Annotated in this window: 16 protein-coding genes and 2 pseudogenes; 9 read left to right on the top strand and 9 right to left on the bottom strand. The window is 60.5% G+C overall.

What is annotated here, in order from left to right:
- Nucleotide 1 precedes the first annotated feature (1 nt).
- From ACI77H_RS02400 to ACI77H_RS02390, 3 genes are all read right to left on the bottom strand, one after another.
- A complete protein-coding gene (locus ACI77H_RS02400; protein WP_008068101.1) occupies nucleotides 2–796 on the bottom strand; it encodes a thiazole synthase in 795 nt (264 codons plus the stop codon).
- Nucleotides 797–856: 60 nt separating this feature from the next.
- Nucleotides 857–1,057, bottom strand: a complete 201-nt coding sequence (gene thiS, locus ACI77H_RS02395; protein ID WP_007897898.1) for a sulfur carrier protein ThiS — start codon at nucleotides 1,055–1,057, stop codon at nucleotides 857–859.
- Nucleotides 1,058–1,147: 90 nt separating this feature from the next.
- Nucleotides 1,148–1,519, bottom strand: coding sequence for a DUF423 domain-containing protein (locus ACI77H_RS02390; RefSeq protein ID WP_407010162.1), 372 nt, complete (start codon nucleotides 1,517–1,519; stop codon nucleotides 1,148–1,150).
- A gap of 74 nt (nucleotides 1,520–1,593) precedes the next feature.
- Between ACI77H_RS02390 and mtgA the strand changes: the two genes are divergently transcribed.
- A complete protein-coding gene (gene mtgA / locus ACI77H_RS02385) occupies nucleotides 1,594–2,316 on the top strand; it encodes a monofunctional biosynthetic peptidoglycan transglycosylase (protein ID WP_407010161.1) in 723 nt (240 codons plus the stop codon).
- A gap of 205 nt (nucleotides 2,317–2,521) precedes the next feature.
- Here the strand turns inward: mtgA and rpoH are convergent, their stop codons facing one another.
- From rpoH to ftsY, 4 genes are all read right to left on the bottom strand, one after another.
- Nucleotides 2,522–3,376 carry an RNA polymerase sigma factor RpoH gene (gene rpoH / locus ACI77H_RS02380; protein WP_007897890.1) on the bottom strand — a complete coding sequence of 285 codons (855 nt, stop codon included), beginning with the start codon at nucleotides 3,374–3,376 and terminating at the stop codon, nucleotides 2,522–2,524.
- Nucleotides 3,377–3,488: 112 nt separating this feature from the next.
- The gene (gene ftsX, locus ACI77H_RS02375; protein ID WP_407010160.1) at nucleotides 3,489–4,511 is read right to left on the bottom strand and encodes a permease-like cell division protein FtsX; all 1,023 of its coding nucleotides are present in this window, start codon (nucleotides 4,509–4,511) and stop codon (nucleotides 3,489–3,491) included.
- Nucleotides 4,508–5,179 (bottom strand): cell division ATP-binding protein FtsE, encoded by a 672-nt coding sequence (gene ftsE / locus ACI77H_RS02370; RefSeq protein ID WP_020295825.1) that lies wholly within the window; start codon nucleotides 5,177–5,179, stop codon nucleotides 4,508–4,510. The genes ftsX and ftsE overlap by 4 nt, the downstream gene beginning before the upstream one ends.
- Nucleotides 5,176–6,693 (bottom strand): signal recognition particle-docking protein FtsY, encoded by a 1,518-nt coding sequence (gene ftsY / locus ACI77H_RS02365; protein WP_407010159.1) that lies wholly within the window; start codon nucleotides 6,691–6,693, stop codon nucleotides 5,176–5,178. Before ftsY ends, ftsE begins: the two co-directional genes overlap by 4 nt.
- A gap of 344 nt (nucleotides 6,694–7,037) precedes the next feature.
- Here ftsY and ACI77H_RS02360 point away from each other — a divergent pair, with 344 nt between their 5' ends.
- The 7 genes and pseudogenes from ACI77H_RS02360 (at nucleotide 7,038) to ACI77H_RS02330 (ending at nucleotide 14,137) form a co-directional block, all read left to right on the top strand.
- Nucleotides 7,038–8,393, top strand: a complete 1,356-nt coding sequence (locus ACI77H_RS02360; RefSeq protein ID WP_407010158.1) for a M16 family metallopeptidase — start codon at nucleotides 7,038–7,040, stop codon at nucleotides 8,391–8,393.
- The gene (locus ACI77H_RS02355) at nucleotides 8,386–9,876 is read left to right on the top strand and encodes a M16 family metallopeptidase (RefSeq protein ID WP_407010157.1); all 1,491 of its coding nucleotides are present in this window, start codon (nucleotides 8,386–8,388) and stop codon (nucleotides 9,874–9,876) included. Before ACI77H_RS02360 ends, ACI77H_RS02355 begins: the two co-directional genes overlap by 8 nt.
- Nucleotides 9,876–10,487: a 16S rRNA (guanine(966)-N(2))-methyltransferase RsmD gene (rsmD, locus tag ACI77H_RS02350; protein ID WP_407010156.1), complete on the top strand. Its 612-nt coding sequence runs from the start codon at nucleotides 9,876–9,878 to the stop codon at nucleotides 10,485–10,487. The genes ACI77H_RS02355 and rsmD overlap by 1 nt, the downstream gene beginning before the upstream one ends.
- Nucleotides 10,488–10,633: 146 nt before the next feature.
- Nucleotides 10,634–10,768 (top strand): annotated as a pseudogene (locus ACI77H_RS02345) (hypothetical protein); the annotation flags it as partial.
- Nucleotides 10,769–10,805: 37 nt separating this feature from the next.
- Nucleotides 10,806–12,152, top strand: a pseudogene (locus ACI77H_RS02340) (M16 family metallopeptidase); the annotation flags it as partial.
- A 154-nt stretch (nucleotides 12,153–12,306) separates the two neighbouring features.
- Nucleotides 12,307–13,305, top strand: a complete 999-nt coding sequence (locus ACI77H_RS02335) for a hydrolase (protein WP_407010155.1) — start codon at nucleotides 12,307–12,309, stop codon at nucleotides 13,303–13,305.
- A 4-nt stretch (nucleotides 13,306–13,309) separates the two neighbouring features.
- Nucleotides 13,310–14,137, top strand: coding sequence for an AraC family ligand binding domain-containing protein (locus tag ACI77H_RS02330; RefSeq protein ID WP_407010154.1), 828 nt, complete (start codon nucleotides 13,310–13,312; stop codon nucleotides 14,135–14,137).
- Nucleotides 14,138–14,168: 31 nt separating this feature from the next.
- Here ACI77H_RS02330 and ACI77H_RS02325 read toward each other — a convergent pair whose 3' ends face one another.
- Both ACI77H_RS02325 and ACI77H_RS02320 read right to left on the bottom strand, forming a co-directional pair.
- Entirely contained in the window at nucleotides 14,169–15,023 is an 855-nt protein-coding gene (locus ACI77H_RS02325; protein WP_407010153.1) for a sulfurtransferase, read from the bottom strand.
- 33 nt (nucleotides 15,024–15,056) lie between these two features.
- Nucleotides 15,057–15,728 (bottom strand): TetR/AcrR family transcriptional regulator, encoded by a 672-nt coding sequence (locus ACI77H_RS02320; protein WP_150632758.1) that lies wholly within the window; start codon nucleotides 15,726–15,728, stop codon nucleotides 15,057–15,059.
- 147 nt (nucleotides 15,729–15,875) lie between these two features.
- Here ACI77H_RS02320 and ACI77H_RS02315 point away from each other — a divergent pair, with 147 nt between their 5' ends.
- A complete protein-coding gene (locus ACI77H_RS02315; RefSeq protein WP_407010152.1) occupies nucleotides 15,876–17,306 on the top strand; it encodes a coniferyl aldehyde dehydrogenase in 1,431 nt (476 codons plus the stop codon).
- Nucleotides 17,307–17,325: the final 19 nt, after the last annotated feature.

The raw sequence follows: 17,325 nt of genomic DNA, 5'->3' as shown, positions 1-17,325 counted from the left end.
CTTACTTGATCAGACCATCCAGCGGCGAAGAGGCGCTGGCATAGAGTTTTTTCGGCATACGGCCGGCGAGGTAGGCCAGGCGGCCTGCAACGATGGCGTGTTTCATGGCTTCAGCCATCATGATCGGCTGCTGGGCATGGGCGATGGCCGAGTTCATCAGCACCGCTTCGCAACCCAGCTCCATGGCGATGGTGGCGTCGGAAGCTGTGCCGACACCGGCGTCCACCAGCACCGGAATCTTGGCTTCTTCGAGGATGATCTGCAGGTTGTACGGGTTGCAGATCCCCAGGCCCGTGCCGATCAGGCCGGCCAGCGGCATCACCGCGATAACGCCGATTTCAGCCAGTTGACGGGCGATGATCGGATCATCGCTGGTGTAGACCATCACGTCGAAGCCTTCCTTGACCAGCACTTCGGCGGCCTTGAGGGTTTCGATCACGTTGGGGAACAGGGTTTTCTGATCCGCCAGCACTTCCAGCTTCACCAGGTTGTGGCCACCGAGCAGCTCACGGGCCAGGCGACAGGTGCGCACAGCCTCGGTCGCGTCGAAGCAACCGGCGGTGTTTGGCAAGAAGGTGTAGCGATCCGGCGACAGGACTTCGAGCAGGTTCGGTTCGCCCGGGTTCTGGCCGAGGTTGGTGCGGCGCACGGCGAAGGTCACGATCTCGGCACCCGAGGCCTCGATGGCCAGGCGGGTTTCTTCCATGTCGCGGTACTTGCCGGTGCCTACCAGCAAACGCGACTGGTAAGTACGACCGGCCAGGACGAAGGGCTTGTCGCTACGAACGATGCTCATGGGAAATCCTCTGTAGGGGTGAGGTTCTTGCAGAATTCTGTGCCCTTGCGAGCCGGGCGACTAGCCGCCGCCGATGGCGTGCACCACCTCGACGGAATCACCATCGTTCAGCGTGGTTTCAGCATGTTGGCTGCGCGGGACGATATCCAGGTTGAGTTCAACCGCGACCCGACGTCCGGTGAGTTCCAGACGGGTCAGCAGAGCCGCAACGGTTTCACCGTCGGGCAGTTCAAGGGATTCGCCGTTCAACTGAATGCGCATGCCGAATGCCGCCATCATTTTTAGGGGCTGGCATTCTAGCCCGATCAGTCTTGGCGACCCAAGCCATTCGTCATGAAATGGACCACCCGGTCAGCTCAACCGCCAGGCGGCAAGGCCCAGGCAGAACCAACCGACCAGGAATGCCAGGCCGCCGAAGGGTGTGATGATCCCGAGCTTGCTGATACCCGTCGTGGTCAACAGGTACAGGCTGCCGGAAAACAACAGGATGCCAATCGCAAACGAAGCGCCGGCCCACGTAATCAAACGGCCGGGAATCTGCGTGGCGAGCAATGCAACACCCAGCAACGCCAGGGTATGCACCAGCTGGTAAGTGACGCCGGTGTGGAAGATCGTCAGGTATTCAGGCGTCAGACGGCTTTTCAAGCCATGGGCAGCGAATGCGCCAAGGGCAACGCCAGTGAAACCGAAGAAAGCGGCCAGCATCAGAAAGCCACGCAGCATGAAGAACTCCAGTCAGACTCGATCAACAGGGTCTGTATAATGGCCCGCTCAACGGGTTCGGCCAAGCCATCAATATGCTGCGTTTATTTTTGCGACGATTTACAAAAGCCGTGCTCTGGTTCGCGGGTGGCAGCGTATTGCTGGTGCTGATTTTTCGCGTGGTGCCGCCACCGGGCACGACGCTGATGGTCGAGCGCAAGATCGAATCCTGGTTCGACGGCGAACCGATTGACCTGCAACGCACCTGGAAACCCTGGGATGAAATGTCGGACGACCTGAAGGTTGCGGTGATTGCCGGAGAGGATCAGAAATTCCCGGAGCATTGGGGTTTTGATCTGGGTGCGATCCGCGCCGCACTGGCGCACAACGAGCTGGGCGGTTCGGTGCGCGGCGCCAGCACCTTGAGCCAGCAAGTGTCGAAGAACCTGTTTTTGTGGTCAGGCCGTAGCTGGTTGCGCAAAGGTCTGGAAGCCTGGTTTACCGGGCTGATCGAAGTGTTCTGGCCCAAGCAGCGGATTCTTGAGGTGTACCTGAACAGTGTCGAGTGGGATGACGGGGTGTTTGGCGCGGAAGCGGCGGCCAGGCATCACTTCGGTGTTGGCGCTAAAAGCCTTAGCCGCCAGCAATCAAGCTTGCTGGCTGCGGTGCTGCCTAATCCAAGGGTCTGGAGTGCGAGTCATCCGACCAACTATGTTGCACGACGGGCTGGCTGGATCCGGCAGCAGATGAGTCAGTTGGGGGGCGACAGCTATCTGCTGGGCCTCAACGATTCGCGCCGGGCGCCTTGGGCTCAGTAGTCGAACGCTACTTTATGAACACTGAAGAGCCCTGTGGGAGCGGGCTTGCCCGCGAAGGCGTTGTGTCAGTCAACACAACAGTCACAGACACACCGCTTTCGCGGGCAAGCCTGCTCCCACAGGGGCCAAGGTGAAGCAGGAAACCCCGCACAAACAAAAACGCCCCGATCAATGATCGGGGCGTTCTTTATTGCCTTCGCGCAGCTTAGGCGGCGATCGACAACTTGAGCTTGTTCATCGCACTCTTCTCGAGCTGACGAATACGCTCGGCCGACACGTTGTACTTCTGCGCCAGGTCGTGCAGCGTGGCTTTCTCTTCAGCCAACCAGCGCTGATAAAGAATGTCACGGCTGCGGTCGTCCAGCACTTCCAGCGCTTCGTGCAGGTTGTGGTTGGAGTTGTCGCTCCAGTCGGCATCTTCCAGTTGACGGGCCGGGTCATACCGGTGGTCTTCCAGATAGTTGGCCGGCGATTGGAAAGCACTGTCATCGTCCGCTTCTGCGGCCGGGTCGAAGGCCATGTCATGGCCGGTCAGGCGACTTTCCATCTCGCGCACTTCACGCGGCTCTACGCCGAGGCTTTCCGCCACACGGTGGACTTCCTCGTTGTTGAGCCACGCCAGGCGTTTCTTCTGGCTGCGCAGGTTGAAGAACAGCTTGCGCTGGGCCTTGGTGGTCGCGACTTTCACAATGCGCCAGTTGCGCAGGATGAACTCGTGAATTTCCGCCTTGATCCAGTGCACAGCGAACGACACCAGACGCACACCCATTTCCGGGTTGAAGCGCTTGACGGCCTTCATCAGCCCGACGTTACCTTCCTGGATCAGGTCGGCCTGAGCCAGACCGTAGCCGGAATAGCTACGGGCGATATGTACGACAAAACGCAGGTGGGCGAGCACCATCTGCCGAGCCGCCCCCAAATCCTGCTCATAGTAGAGACTCTCGGCCAGTTCACGCTCCTGCTCCGGCGTCAGCAATGGAATGCTGTTCACGGTGTGCACATAAGCCTCCAGGTTCGCACCCGGGACCAGAGCATATGCAGGTTGCAAAGAATTGGTCATACGAAAAAACCTCCGTCTTACAAACTCGTGCAGTTCAGCACTGCGAAAATTGACCGGAAACCGAAAGACAAGTTCCCAAAAACGCTGAAAGGTCAATACGAGCAAAATGATACTACTTAGGCGCAAGCTCCCTCAGGTGGCGTGCGACTGCAATCCATGCACCGATATACCCCAACAGCACCGCGCCAAGCAAGAGAGACAGACCGTCGGCAGCTGGCACTCCGGCCAGCGCAAAATTACTGCCGTACAAACCGGCCAGTCCAACCACTGCCTCGTTCAGCCAGTTCAGGCCGAACGCCAATACGCCCCAGGAAAGTATCCCTGCACCGAAGCCATACAACGCGCCCATATACAGAAAGGGCCTGCGCACATAACTGTCAGTGCCGCCGACGAGTTTAATCACTTCTATCTCTGTGCGGCGGTTTTCAATATGAAGACGAATGGTATTGCCTATCACCAAAAGTAATGCAGAAACCAGAAGCACGGTCAGACCGAAGACAAAACGGTCGCCCAGCTTGAGGATGGCTGCCAGACGCTCGACCCAGACTAGATCAAGTTGTGCCTGTTGTACCTTCGGCAGCTCGGAAAGTTTTTGTCGTAATGCTTCAAGCGCGGGTTTGTCGACTTCGTTCGGCGTCACCAGCACCACGCCCGGCAGCGGGTTTTCCGGCAGCTCCTTCAGCGCTTCGCCCAGGCCGGACTGCTGCTGAAACTCTTCCAGTGCCTGATCGCGGCCGACATATTCCGCATCGGCGACGCCGGGCATGCCTTTGATCTGTTCACGTAACGACTCGCCTTCAGCCGGGCTGACCTCAAGTTGCAGGTACAGGGAAATCTGCGCCGCTCGCTGCCAGGAACCGCCGAGACGCTCCACATTACTTAGCAAAAGTGACAGACCCATTGGCAAACTCAGGGCCACCGCCATCACCATGCAGGTGAAGAAACTGCCGATGGGCTGCTTGCCCAGGCGGCGCAGGCTGTCCACCAGACTGGCGCGATGGCTTTCGACCCAGGCACGAAACAGCGTGGCAAAGTCCGGGCCGTCGTCATCGTCGCGTTTTTTCTTCTGCGGTTGCGGATCGGCGGCTTTCGGCGCCACGCGTTCGGAAACCTTGGGGCTGCGTGTCGCACTCATACGCCCGCCTCCCCGTCGCCGATCAGTCGACCGCGTTGCAGGGTCAGCATGCGGTGGCGCATGCGGGCGATCAGGGCCAGGTCGTGGCTGGCGATCAGCACGCTGGTGCCCAGCCGGTTGATGTCTTCGAACACACCCATGATCTCGGCCGCCAGACGCGGGTCGAGGTTACCGGTCGGCTCATCCGCCAGCAGCAAGGCCGGACGGTGAACGATGGCGCGGGCGATGCCGACGCGCTGTTGCTGGCCGGTGGACAGGTCGCCGGGGTACAGATCGGTTTTATCCGACAGCGCCACGCGCTCAAGGGCCGAATCCACACGCTTGGCAATCTCGGCTTTGGACAGACCCAGAATCTGCAACGGCAATGCGACGTTATTGAACACCGTGCGATCAAACAGCAACTGGTGATTCTGGAACACCACACCGATCTGCCGACGCAGGTAAGGAATCTGCGCGTTGCTGATGGTGCCGAGGTCCTGGCCGGCGAGCAGCAATTTGCCGGTGGTCGGCCGTTCCATGGCCAGCAGCAGACGCAACAAGGTGCTTTTACCGGCGCCAGAGTGGCCGGTCACAAACAAGAATTCGCCCCGACGGACTCGAAAGCTCAGCTCATGCAAGCCGACGTGACCGTTCGGGTAGCGTTTACCGACCTGTTCGAAACGAATCATGAACGCTCCCGCTCGGCAAACAGTGCCTGGACAAAGGGTTCTGCTTCAAAAGTACGCAAGTCATCGATGCCTTCACCGACGCCGATGTAGCGAATCGGCAGGCCAAACTGCTTGGCCAGGGCAAAAATCACCCCGCCCTTGGCGGTGCCGTCGAGTTTAGTCAGCGCCAGGCCGGTCAGTTCGACGGTCTGGTTGAATTGCTTGGCCTGGCTGATGGCGTTCTGCCCGGTACCGGCGTCGAGCACCAGCAGCACTTCGTGCGGTGCGTCGGCGTCGAGCTTGCCGATGACCCGGCGCACTTTCTTCAGCTCTTCCATCAAGTTGTCTTTGGTGTGCAGGCGACCGGCCGTATCGGCGATCAGCACGTCAATGCCACGGGCCTTGGCAGCCTGCACGGCGTCGAAGATCACCGAAGCCGAGTCAGCGCCGGTGTGCTGGGCAATCACCGGAATTTTGTTGCGCTCGCCCCAGACCTGCAATTGCTCGACCGCCGCGGCACGGAAGGTGTCGCCCGCCGCCAGCATGACTTTCTTGCCTTCGAGTTGCAGTTTCTTCGCCAGTTTGCCGATGGTGGTGGTCTTGCCGGCGCCGTTGACGCCGACCACGAGGATCACGAACGGTTTGCTCTGCGAGGTGATTTTCAGCGGTTGCTCGACGGGCTTGAGCATCGCCGCCAGTTCAGCCTGCAGGGACTTGTAGAGTGCGTCGGCATCCGCCAGCTCTTTACGCGCGACCTTTTGGGTCAGGCGCTGGATGATCACCGAAGTGGCTTCAACGCCAACGTCGGCGGTCAACAGACGGGTTTCGATGTCTTCGAGCAGCTCGTCATCGATGATTTTTTTGCCGAGGAACAGGCTGGCCATGCCTTCGCCGATGCTGGCGCTGGTCTTGGACAGGCCTTGCTTGAGACGGGCGAAGAAACCGGCTTTGGTTTCTTCGGTGCGCGCAGGTTCGGCGGGTGTTTCGACCGGCACGACGGGCGCGGCGGCAACCGGAGCGACAACCGGCGCAGGCGCAGGCTCTGGCTCAGGCTCAGGCGCTTGAACAACCGGAGCGGCTGGAGCAACGAATGCAGGCATCACAGGCTCTGGAACAACCGGCGCTGGCTCGGCCACAACAACCGGCGCAATCACGGGAACCTGAACCGGCTCAGGCGCAAACGCCGTCGGTGCCGGAATCGGCGGGGTAATGTGCGGTGCCAATTCGTCTTCGACCAACGACACTGGCTCTTCCGCCACAGGCAAGGTCAGCCACGGCTCGGCGACAGGCCTCAGCGGCTGCTCAGCCACCACGACTTCAGGTTCCGCCTCAACCACCGGTTGCAACACCGGCTCGGCGATCGGCAAGACAACCGGCGCCGGCGCTTCATCTATTACCGGTGCAGGTACTGGCTCAGGAATGGGTTGTGGCTGTTCGACGACGGTTTCCTGCGGCTTTTTGCGCAGCCATCCGAACAGGCTTTTCTTCTCGCCAGCCGCAGCTGGGGCTTTCTTGTCGTCGTTGGAACCAAACATGGAGGACGGCTATCTCACAGTAGCGACGCGCCAAAGGGCGCCTCGGCAAATAAATATTCGATGCAGAACAGACTGCGATTGACCCAGCTTGTTCACGCGCAACATTTTGTAGAGGTGCAAACAGCCCCTCAAAGGTCGACTAATACGAAGGACTGGAACGGCATCGTCGGCGAAAACGCAGAGTTTAGCTGACAAACTCAAAGCTTCCGGCGCAAACCCAAACAACCTGCTGACCGATCAAAGGCCTGATAGGCGTGGCCGCCAGTAAAACGGATCAGTATCCTAGCACCCTCTCGCCCGCCGACGCTAAGACCAAGCGGGCAGCTCAACAGGTTTAAAAACGAATGAATGCTCTAGCCCGCCGCGCTGCAGGCCTGCTGTTCAGCACAGTTTGTCTGCCACTTTCAGCCCTCGCTGCCGATCCGCAACCCACCCACGAGTTCACCCTCGACAACGGCCTGAAGGTCGTCGTGCGTGAAGACCATCGCGCGCCGGTGGTGGTTTCCCAGGTCTGGTACAAGGTCGGTTCAAGCTACGAGACGCCGGGTCAGACCGGTTTGTCCCATGCGCTGGAACACATGATGTTCAAGGGCAGCGAGAAAGTCGGCCCGGGCGAAGCCTCGCTGATCCTGCGCGACCTCGGCGCCGAAGAGAACGCCTTCACCAGCGACGACTTCACCGCGTATTACCAGGTGCTGGCCCGCGACCGTCTGGGCGTGGCCTTCGAGCTGGAAGCCGATCGCATGGCCAGCCTGCGCCTGCCGGCCGACGAGTTCGCCCGCGAGATCGAAGTCATTAAAGAAGAACGGCGCTTGCGTACCGACGACAAGCCAATGTCCAAGGCCTACGAACGTTTCAAGGCCATGGCCTACCCGGCCAGCGGCTACCACACACCGACCATCGGCTGGATGGCAGACCTGGACCGCATGAAAGTCGAAGAGCTGCGCCACTGGTACCAGTCCTGGTACGTGCCGAACAACGCCACGCTGGTGGTGGTCGGCGACGTGACGCCGGACGAAGTGAAAACCCTGGCCCAACGCTACTTCGGTCCGATCGCCAAACGTGACGTGCCGCCGGCGAAAAAACCGATGGAACTGGCCGAGCCCGGCGAACGGCAGATTACCCTGCACGTGCAGACCCAACTGCCGAGCCTGATGCTGGGTTTCAACGTGCCGAGCATCGCCACCGCCGAAGACAAACGTTCGGTCAACGCCTTGCGCCTGATCTCGGCCCTGCTCGACGGCGGCTACAGCGGGCGTATCCCGACGCAACTGGAGCGCGGCGAAGAGCTGGTGTCCGGCGGCTCGTCGAGTTACGACGCCTACACCCGTGGCGACAGCCTGTTCACCCTGTCGGCAACGCCGAACACGCAGAAAAACAAAACCATGGCCCAGGCCGAAGCGGGCTTGTGGAAGCTGCTCGAACAGCTGAAAACCACCGCGCCGTCCACCGAAGAGCTGGAGCGCGTGCGGGCTCAAGTGATTGCCGGCCTGGTTTACGAGCGCGATTCAATCACCAGCCAGGCCACTGCCATCGGCCAACTGGAAACCGTCGGCCTGTCGTGGAAACTGATGGACACCGAACTGGCTGAACTGGAAAGCGTCACGCCAGACGACATCCAGAAAGCCGCCAAGCTGTATTTCACCCGCGAACGTCTCAGCGTCGCCCATGTCCTGCCACTGGAGACGACTCATGAGTGAGCGTAAAAAACCACGTCTGGCCTTGATCGGCCTGATCGCTGTCGCACTGATCGGCTCTGCGGTCTTCTATTTCTCCAAGACCGCCGATTCCAACGCCAGCGAAGCCCTCGACAAGGCCAAGTCCAGCCAGAAACTGCAATCGCTGGCCGAACTCGACGGCAAGGCACCGAGCCGCCGCACGCTCAACGTGCAGACCTGGAACACCGCCGAAGGCGCCAAGGTGCTGTTCGTCGAAGCCCGCGAGTTGCCGATGTTCGACATGCGCCTGATCTTCGCCGCCGGCAGCAGCCAGGACGGCGATGCGCCAGGCCTGGCCGTGCTGACCAATGCGATGCTTAACGAAGGCGTGGCTGGCAAAGATGTCGGCGCCATCGCTCAGGGCTTCGAAGGCCTGGGCGCCGATTTTGGCAACGGTGCGTTCAAGGACATGGCGCTGGCGTCGCTGCGCAGCCTCAGTGCCGCCGACAAACGCGAGCCCGCGTTGAAGCTGTTCTCTGAAGTCGTCGGCAAACCGACCTTCCCCGCCGATTCGTTTGCGCGCATCAAGAACCAGATGCTCGCCGGCTTCGAATACCAGAAACAGAACCCCGGCAAACTGGCCAGCATCGAGCTGATGAACCGCTTGTACGGCGATCACCCGTACGCGCATTCCAGCGATGGCACGGCGAAAACCGTTCCAGCCATCACTCTGGCTCAGTTGAAGGCGTTCCATGAGAAAGCCTACGCCGCCGGCAACGTGGTGATTGCGCTGGTGGGCGACCTGTCCCGCGCCGAAGCGGAGGCGATGGCTGCGCAAGTCTCCGGCGCGCTGCCAAAAGGCCCGGCGCTGGCGAAACTGCCGCAACCGGCCGAACCGAAAGCCAGCATCGGTCACATCGAGTTTCCGTCCAAGCAGACCAACCTGATGCTCGCGCAACTGGGCATCGACCGTGACGATCCGGATTACGCCGCGCTGTCCATGGGCAACCAGATCCTCGGCGGCGGTGGCTTCGGCACCCGCTTGATGAGCGAAGTGCGCGAGAAGCGTGGTCTGACCTACGGCGTGTATTCGGGCTTCACCCCGATGCAGGCGCGCGGCCCGTTCATGATCAACCTGCAAACCCGCGCCGAAATGAGCGAAGGCACGCTGAAACTGGTGCAGGACGTGCTCGCCGACTACCTTAAAACCGGCCCGACCGAGAAAGAACTCGACGACGCCAAGCGTGAACTGGCCGGCAGCTTCCCGCTGTCCACCGCCAGCAATGCCGACATCGTCGGCCAGCTCGGCGCGATGGGTTTCTACAACCTGCCGTTGAGCTATCTGGAGGACTTCATGCAGCAGTCCCAGAGCCTGACTGTCGAGCAAGTCAAAGCAGCACTGAACAAACACCTGAGCACGGACAAAATGGTCATCGTCAGCGCTGGCCCGACCGTGCCGCAAAAGCCGTTACCGGCCCCTACTGATAAACCTGCCGAGCAGCCGCTCGGGGTTCCGGAGCATTAATGGCCACTCGTCCTAAAAAACCTGTTCACAACGTGCACAACGGCGTGAATCAACTGCGCATCATCGGCGGTGAATGGGGCAGCCGAAAGCTGAGCTTCCCCGATGCTCCGGGCTTGCGTCCGACGCCGGACCGGGTGCGTGAAACCCTGTTCAACTGGCTGGCGCCTTATATCGCCGGCGCCAAGGTACTTGATCCATTCGCCGGCAGCGGCGCGTTGTTCCTCGAGGCGCTGTCCCGTGGCGCGGCGATGGGCCAGGCGCTGGACGCCAGCAACATCGCGGTCTCAAGCATCAAGGAACATCTGGGCACCCTGCGCTGCACCACCGGCCAGATTCAGACGGCCGATGCCTTGCGCTATCTGGAGACTCAGACCGCGAGCGCTTATGACGTGGTGTTCCTCGACCCACCGTTCAACCAGAACCTGTTGCCGGCCGTTTGCACGCTGCTGGAAGAGCGCCATTGGCTGGCGGACGATGCGTGGGTATACACCGAAAGCGAAACCGCCCCTTCGACGCTTGGTTTGCCGGCGAACTGGCGCCTGCATCGCGAGCAGAAATCCGGGCGCGTCTACTACTCGCTGTGGCAGCGAAGCGCTGAAATATCTTCTTAAAGGAATCGCCTGGACGGAGAACCGTCCGTCCAGAGCGCCCTGCCGATTTCTCAAACAGCAACATACCCGGTTTGCCTAGTTCTTTTCCTTTAGTTCACTGTGAACTTGCGAAACAACTCGCATGGACGCAAAGGACTATTAACGGAATGAAAGCATCAACTAACGAGACAACTTCCAGCTCAACTACCGAGTTCACACTCGATAATGGCCTCAAGGTCATTGTGCGCGAGGATCATCGGGCACCGGTGGTAGCCTCCCAGGTCTGGTACAAGTTCGGCGCCAGAGGATGGGGATGAGTCCGGCGCCGGCAAAGTACCAGACAAGGAAAACTCCGACCAAGGACTGCAATCGCTGGCTGAACTCGACGGCCAGGCGCCAGGTCACCGCACGCTTGATATTCAGACTTGGAACACCGCCGAAGGCACCAAAGTATTGTTCGCCGAAGCCCGAGGGCTACCGATGTTCGACGTGCGCCTGACCTTCGCTGCCGGCAGCAGCCAGGATGGAGGCACTCCGGGTCTGGCCATGCTGACAAACTTGATGCTCAACGAAGGTGTTGCCGGCAGGGATGCCAACGCGATTGCCCAAGATTTCGAAAGCCTGGGCGCACAGTATGCCCCCGGCACTGGTCTGGATACGGCGCAGGTCTCCCTGCGCAGCCTCAGTGCCAAGGACAAACGCGATCCGGCATTGACGCTCTTCGCCGAAGTCGCAGGCAAGCCGACCTTCCCTGACGATTCGCACGCACGCCTGCGCAATCAGACCCTTGCCGCTTTCGAAGATCAGAAGCATGAGCCGGCCAAACTGGCGAGCCTTGAGTTGATGAACCGCCTATATGGCGATCATCCGTACGCGCACGCCAGCGATGGCACGGCGCACGCCATTCCGTCCATCACCCCGACACAGCTGCGCGCGTTCCACGAAAAAGCCTACGCGGCCGGCAACGTGGTGATCGCGTTGGTGGGCGACTTGTCCCGTGCCGAAGCCGAAGCCATTGCCGCGCAGGTATCCGCAACCCTGCCCAAAGGCCAGGCCCTGGGGAAAATTCCGCAACCGATGGAACCCAAGGCCAGCATCAGCCACATCGAATTCCCATCGAAACAGACCATTCTGATGCTCGCGCAACTGGGCATCGACCGTGACAATCCAGACTACGCGGCACTGTCCATGGGCAATCAGATCCTTGGCGGCGGCTTTGGTACTCGACTGATGAGCGAAGTGCGCGAGAAACGTGGCCTGACGTACGGCGTGGTTTCGACCTTCGCCCCGATGCAGGCGCGCGGTCCGTTCATGATCAAGTTGCAGACCCGCGCCGAAATGAGCGAAGGCACGCTGAAACTGGTCCAGGACCTGCTTGCCGACTACCTTGAAACCGGCCCGACCGAAAAAGAACTTGATGACGCCAAGCGCGAGTTGGCGGGCAGCTTCCCGCAGTCCACTGCCAGCAACGCACAAATCGTCTCGAAACTGGCGTCTATCGGCTTTTACAACCTGCCGTTGAATCACTTGGACGACTTCATGCTGCAGTCTCAGCGCCTAACCGTAGAGCAAGTCAAAAGCGCATTGAACAAACACCTGAGCATGGACAAATTAATCATCGTCAGCACAGGCCCGACCGTACCGCAAAAGCCATTGCCGGAGCCTACTGGCAAACCTGCCAGGTAATCACTCAATCTGTCAGGCGACTTGCGCCGCATCGGAATGCAGAAATCCGGGCGCATCTACGACGCGTTGTGGCAACGTATGTCAGAGATCGCCGGTAAACCGACCGGCCTGAAAAGGTGTGCACAGGTTGCGCACCGCTGCATCGAGAGCAATCGTGTCCCCTCCGTCAGAACGCTTCACCCCTGCCTTCGGCCTCGGCAACCCGCACCTGCAAACTTTGTGGGGACCGCTGTGGCGCAAAACCACGCACATCGAACGCGAGCGCGAACGCTTGTGGCTCGAGGATGGCGACTTTCTTGACCTCGACTGGCACGGTCCGCACAGCGCCGATGCACCGCTGGTGCTGGTGTTGCACGGCCTGACCGGGTCTTCCAATTCGCCTTACGTGGCCGGCGTGCAAAAAGCCTTGGGCGCCCAAGGCTGGGCCAGCGTTGCGCTGAACTGGCGTGGCTGCTCCGGCGAGCCGAATCTGTTGCCGCGCAGTTACCATTCCGGCGCCAGCGAAGATTTGGCCGAAACCGTCAAGCACCTGCGCGCCAAACGTCCACTTGCGCCGCTGTATGCGGTCGGCTATTCCCTCGGCGGCAACGTTTTGCTCAAACACTTGGGCGAGACCGGCAGCGACAGTGGCTTGCTCGGTGCCGTCGCGGTGTCGGTGCCGTTTCGCCTCGATCAGTGCGCCGACCGTATCGGCCAAGGTTTCTCGAAGGTCTACCAGGCGCACTTCATGCGCGAGATGGTGGGCTACATCAAGAATAAACAGCGACAGTTCCAGCATGACGGGCGCACAGATGGCCTGGCGGAATTGGCCGCGCTGGGCTCGCTGGAAAACATGCGCACCTTCTGGGATTTCGATGGCCGGGTGACCGCGCCGTTGCACGGTTTCACCGATGCGCAGGATTACTATCGCCGCGCCTCGAGCCGTTACTTTCTGGGCGAGATTCGCACGCCGACGCTGATCATTCAGGCCGCCGACGACCCCTTCGTATTTCCTCACAGCCTGCCGCAAACCGAGGAGCTGTCTGCCTGCACTCAACTCGAATTGCAGGCCAAGGGTGGGCATGTCGGCTTCGTCGATGGCTCGTTCCGGCAGCCGGGTTACTACCTGGAACGGCGCATCCCGCAGTGGCTGACCACCGTGGGTCGCGGGTAAGCCGATGAACACCGATCAGGGCGAATCGATCCGTTTCTGGCAAACAACGCCGCTGGCCGGGGTCGAGTTGTTGTCCGCGCGCTACATCGAACACCGTTTCGCCCCGCATGTGCATGACGGGTACGTGATCGGGATGATCATGGCCGGTGCCCAGCGGTATCGCTATCGCGGTGCCGAACACCTGGCGGGCAGCGGCACGCTTGTGTTGATCAACCCCGACGAGTTGCACACCGGGCACAAAGGCACGGAAGACGGTTGGTTGTACCGGGCGTTTTACCCCGATAGCGGGAAGATTCTGTCGCTGCTCGATGAGCTGGAACTGCCGACCCACGACTGGCCGGCATTTGGCGCCACGCTGTATCGCGATCCGGATCTGGTGAAGGGCTTCTGCCAACTGCATCGTCTGCTCGAAACGCCGTCCACCGCCCTGCAACAGCAGACAGCCTGGCGAGAGATGATGTTGTCGCTGCTGCAACGTCACGCCTCCGTTCCGGACGCCGGAAAACCCGGCAAGGAACACCGCGCGGTGACGCAGGCCAAGGAACTGCTGCAAACGCAATTGGCGGCACCGCCATCGCTGGAGGAACTCGCGGCAGTGGTCAACCTGTCGCCCTTTCACTTCGCCCGGGTGTTTCGCAGCGCTACGGGCATGCCACCGCACACCTGGTTGATGCAGCAGCGCATCGCTCGGGCGCGGGCGTTATTGCAGAAAGGCTGTTTGCCGTTGGAGGTAGCGACGCAATTGGGGTTTGCCGACCAGAGTCATCTGAGTCGACAGTTCAAGCAGGTTTACGGGGTGGGGCCGGGGGCGTATCGCAGAGCATTACTGTAGGAGCCGGCTTGCTCCTACAGGGGATGGGCGTTTATTCGCCGGTGGCGACGCCCCGCGCAGGCTCGTTGATCCATTCGCTCCACGACCCGGCATACAACGATCCCAATGGATAGCCCGCCAGGCACAACGCAAACAGGTTATGGCACGCCGTCACGCCGGAACCGCAATACGCCACCAGATCGGTCGGTGAACGATTGCCGAGTTTCGCGGCAAACCGCTGCTTGAGCTGATCGGCCGGCAGAAAACGCCCGTCGCTCCCCAGGTTGTCGGTGAACGCCGCACATTGCGCGCCGGGAATGTGCCCGGCAATCGGGTCGATCGGCTCCACTTCGCCCTTGAAGCGCGGCAAGGCGCGCGCATCGAGCAAGGTCAGATCGGGCCGGCCGAGACGCTGCTGAAGCTGTTCGGCGCTCAACAACAGCGCATTGTCCGGGCTTCCCGTGAAGGTGCCACGTTCAGCACCGCAAGCATCAAGACTCAAGGGCAAACCCGCCGCGTGCCACGCCTTGAGCCCGCCATCGAGGATAAACACGCCGTCACGCTTGCCCAGCCAGGCCAGCAACCACCACGCCCGCGCCGCGTAGGCACCGGGACCGTCGTCGTACAAAACCACATCACTGTCGGCATTGATGCCCCAGGCTTGCAGGCGTTCTATCAAGTCCACAGGTTGCGGCAACGGATGACGCCCGGTCACCCCCTTGACCACCGGCCCGCTCAAATCACGTTCAAGATCGGCGAAGCTCGACCCGGCGATATGCCCTTCGGCATAGCTGCGCTGGCCGTAGTCCGGGTCATCGAGGGCAAAACGACAATCAAGAATCACCAACCCCGGCGGGTCCTTTTTCAGGTCCAGTGCTTGCGGGCTGATCAGTTGCGCAATGGGCATAACGGGCTCCTGTGGGGGTGTCGATTTTGAATCCTACTGCACTTCTTCCAACGCCTGGGCCAGCGGCACGTAATACTCCTCGCACAGCGCGTTCACCGCATCGCGAGACTGATCGGTGACGAAGCCGGCCTCCAGCACCAGCACCTGATACACGCCTCTTTTAATCGCCTGCTCGCTCAGATGATTGGAGTTTTCCCGCGTGGTGCACAGAAAACGCACCCAGGACGTGAGGATGATCCACGCATTGAGCGTCAGGGATTCAATCTGCACCTTGTCCATTTGCAGGATGCCCGCGTCGACGAAGGCGGCGTAGATGTGCGTGCCATGGATCAGGCAGCGCTGGGAAAAGCGCCGATAACGGGCGGCCAGTTCCGGATCGCTGTCGAGCAAGTGCTCCAGATCACGGTGCAAAAACCGGTAGCGCCACATCGCCGCCAGCAACTCCTGAAGGTAGAAGCGCTTGTCCTCAACCGTCGAGGCGCGCCCCTGGGGCGGGCGCAGGAAGCTGTCCACCAGGCTTTCGTACTCACTGAACAACACGGCGATGATCGCCTGCTTGTTGGGGAAGTGGTAGTACAGGTTGCCCGGAGAAATCTCCATGTGGGCAGCAATGTGGTTGGTGCTGATGCTGCGCTCGCCCTGCTGGTTGAACAGCTCCAGGCTGTTCTGCACGATGCGCTCGCTGGTTTTGATCCGAGGGGCCATGGCTTGAGCTTTAATTCAGAGTGCGTTGAGGGGCATCTTACGGCCTAACCGCGAGTGGATAAAACAACACGATGCCAGGATGGCATTTGACTTTATAGAGCATAGACTCTAAAAAGCTCTTCATTACAATAAAATCCGGAGCCGACCATGACTGCTGACATCGCCTATCTGCAGAACCTGCAGCAGCCCCTGGAGGAACTTCAAACCCGGTTCGACGCCCAGCGCGCAGCCTATGCCGCCAACCCGATGCCGCCCGCCGCCCAGCGCCAGCAATGGCTCAAAGCCTTGCGCGATTTGCTGAGCAATGAACGTCAGGCCCTGATCGATGCGATCAGCCAGGACTTCAGCCACCGCAGCGCCGATGAAACCTTGCTCGCGGAACTGATGCCCAGCCTGCATGGCATTCATTACGCCAGCCAACACCTCAATGGCTGGATGAAACCTTCGCGGCGCAAGGTCGGCATGGCCTTTCAGCCGGCCTCGGCCAAAGTGGTTTATCAACCGTTGGGCGTGGTCGGGGTGATCGTGCCGTGGAACTACCCGCTTTATCTGGCCGTCGGGCCGTTGGTTGGCGCATTGTCGGCGGGCAATCGGGTGATGCTCAAACTCAGCGAGTCGACCCCCGCCACCGGCCTGCTGCTCAAGGAGTTGCTCGGCCGGATCTTTCCCGAAGACCTGGTTTGCGTGGTGCTCGGCGAGGCTGATATCGGCGTAGCGTTCTCCCGCTTGCGTTTCGATCACCTGCTGTTCACCGGCGCCACCAGCATCGGCAAACATGTGATGCGCGCAGCGGCCGAAAACCTGACGCCGGTGACGCTGGAACTGGGCGGCAAGTCCCCAGCCATCGTCTCTCGCGATGTGCCGTTGAAGGATGCTGCCGAACGCATTGCGTTCGGCAAGACGCTCAACGCCGGGCAAACCTGCGTCGCCCCGGACTACGTGCTGGTGCCGGAGGATCGCGTGGGCTCTTTCGTCGAAGCCTACCGTCAGGCGGTTCGCGGGTTTTATCCGACACTGGCTGACAACCCGGACTACACCGCGATCATCAATGACCGGCAACTGGCCCGGCTCAACGGCTACATCAGCGATGCCACCAGCAAAGGTGCGCTGCTGATTCCGCTGTTCGACCAGGGCCAAGGCCGGCGCATGAGCCATAGTCTGCTGCTCAACGTCACTGACGAGATGATGGTGATGCAGGACGAAATCTTCGGTCCGCTGCTGCCGATCGTTCCGTACAAGGATCTGGATGAGGCGTTTGCCTACGTCAATCAACGCCCTCGTCCGCTGGCGCTGTATTACTTCGGCTACGACAAGCGCGAACAAAACCGCGTCCTGCATGAAACCCATTCCGGAGGTGTGTGCCTGAACGACACGTTGCTGCACGTCGCGCAGGACGACATGCCCTTCGGCGGCATCGGCGCTTCGGGCATGGGCCATTACCACGGCCACGAAGGTTTCCTGACGTTCAGCAAGGCCAAGGGTGTGCTGATCAAACAGCGTTTCAACGCGGCGAAATTGATCTACCCGCCGTACGGCAAATCCATTCAGAAGCTGATCCAGAAGCTGTTTATCCGCTAACGACCGTCACCGTCGGGTA

Origin of the sequence: Pseudomonas sp. O230, from assembly GCF_045447035.1 — a bacterium.
Lineage (GTDB): Bacteria > Pseudomonadota > Gammaproteobacteria > Pseudomonadales > Pseudomonadaceae > Aquipseudomonas.
The sequence above is the reverse complement of the archived record's forward strand: the minus strand, read 5'-3'. Positions and strand labels throughout refer to the sequence as shown.

Excerpts from the sequence above, each read along its gene's own strand:
- ftsY (WP_407010159.1), bottom strand. The coding sequence starts at position 6,693 with ATGTTTGGTTCCAACGACGACAAGAAAGCCCCAGCTGCGGCTGGCGAG.
- ACI77H_RS02330 (WP_407010154.1), top strand. The coding sequence starts at position 13,310 with ATGAACACCGATCAGGGCGAATCGATCCGTTTCTGGCAAACAACGCCG.
- rpoH (WP_007897890.1), bottom strand. The coding sequence starts at position 3,376 with ATGACCAATTCTTTGCAACCTGCATATGCTCTGGTCCCGGGTGCGAAC.
- rsmD (WP_407010156.1), top strand. The coding sequence starts at position 9,876 with ATGGCCACTCGTCCTAAAAAACCTGTTCACAACGTGCACAACGGCGTG.
- ftsX (WP_407010160.1), bottom strand. The coding sequence starts at position 4,511 with ATGAGTGCGACACGCAGCCCCAAGGTTTCCGAACGCGTGGCGCCGAAA.
- ACI77H_RS02320 (WP_150632758.1), bottom strand. The coding sequence starts at position 15,728 with ATGGCCCCTCGGATCAAAACCAGCGAGCGCATCGTGCAGAACAGCCTG.
- ACI77H_RS02360 (WP_407010158.1), top strand. The coding sequence starts at position 7,038 with ATGAATGCTCTAGCCCGCCGCGCTGCAGGCCTGCTGTTCAGCACAGTT.
- ACI77H_RS02355 (WP_407010157.1), top strand. The coding sequence starts at position 8,386 with ATGAGTGAGCGTAAAAAACCACGTCTGGCCTTGATCGGCCTGATCGCT.
- thiS (WP_007897898.1), bottom strand. The coding sequence starts at position 1,057 with ATGCGCATTCAGTTGAACGGCGAATCCCTTGAACTGCCCGACGGTGAA.
- ftsE (WP_020295825.1), bottom strand. The coding sequence starts at position 5,179 with ATGATTCGTTTCGAACAGGTCGGTAAACGCTACCCGAACGGTCACGTC.
- ACI77H_RS02400 (WP_008068101.1), bottom strand. The coding sequence starts at position 796 with ATGAGCATCGTTCGTAGCGACAAGCCCTTCGTCCTGGCCGGTCGTACT.
- ACI77H_RS02315 (WP_407010152.1), top strand. The coding sequence starts at position 15,876 with ATGACTGCTGACATCGCCTATCTGCAGAACCTGCAGCAGCCCCTGGAG.
- mtgA (WP_407010161.1), top strand. The coding sequence starts at position 1,594 with ATGCTGCGTTTATTTTTGCGACGATTTACAAAAGCCGTGCTCTGGTTC.
- ACI77H_RS02325 (WP_407010153.1), bottom strand. The coding sequence starts at position 15,023 with ATGCCCATTGCGCAACTGATCAGCCCGCAAGCACTGGACCTGAAAAAG.
- ACI77H_RS02390 (WP_407010162.1), bottom strand. The coding sequence starts at position 1,519 with ATGCTGCGTGGCTTTCTGATGCTGGCCGCTTTCTTCGGTTTCACTGGC.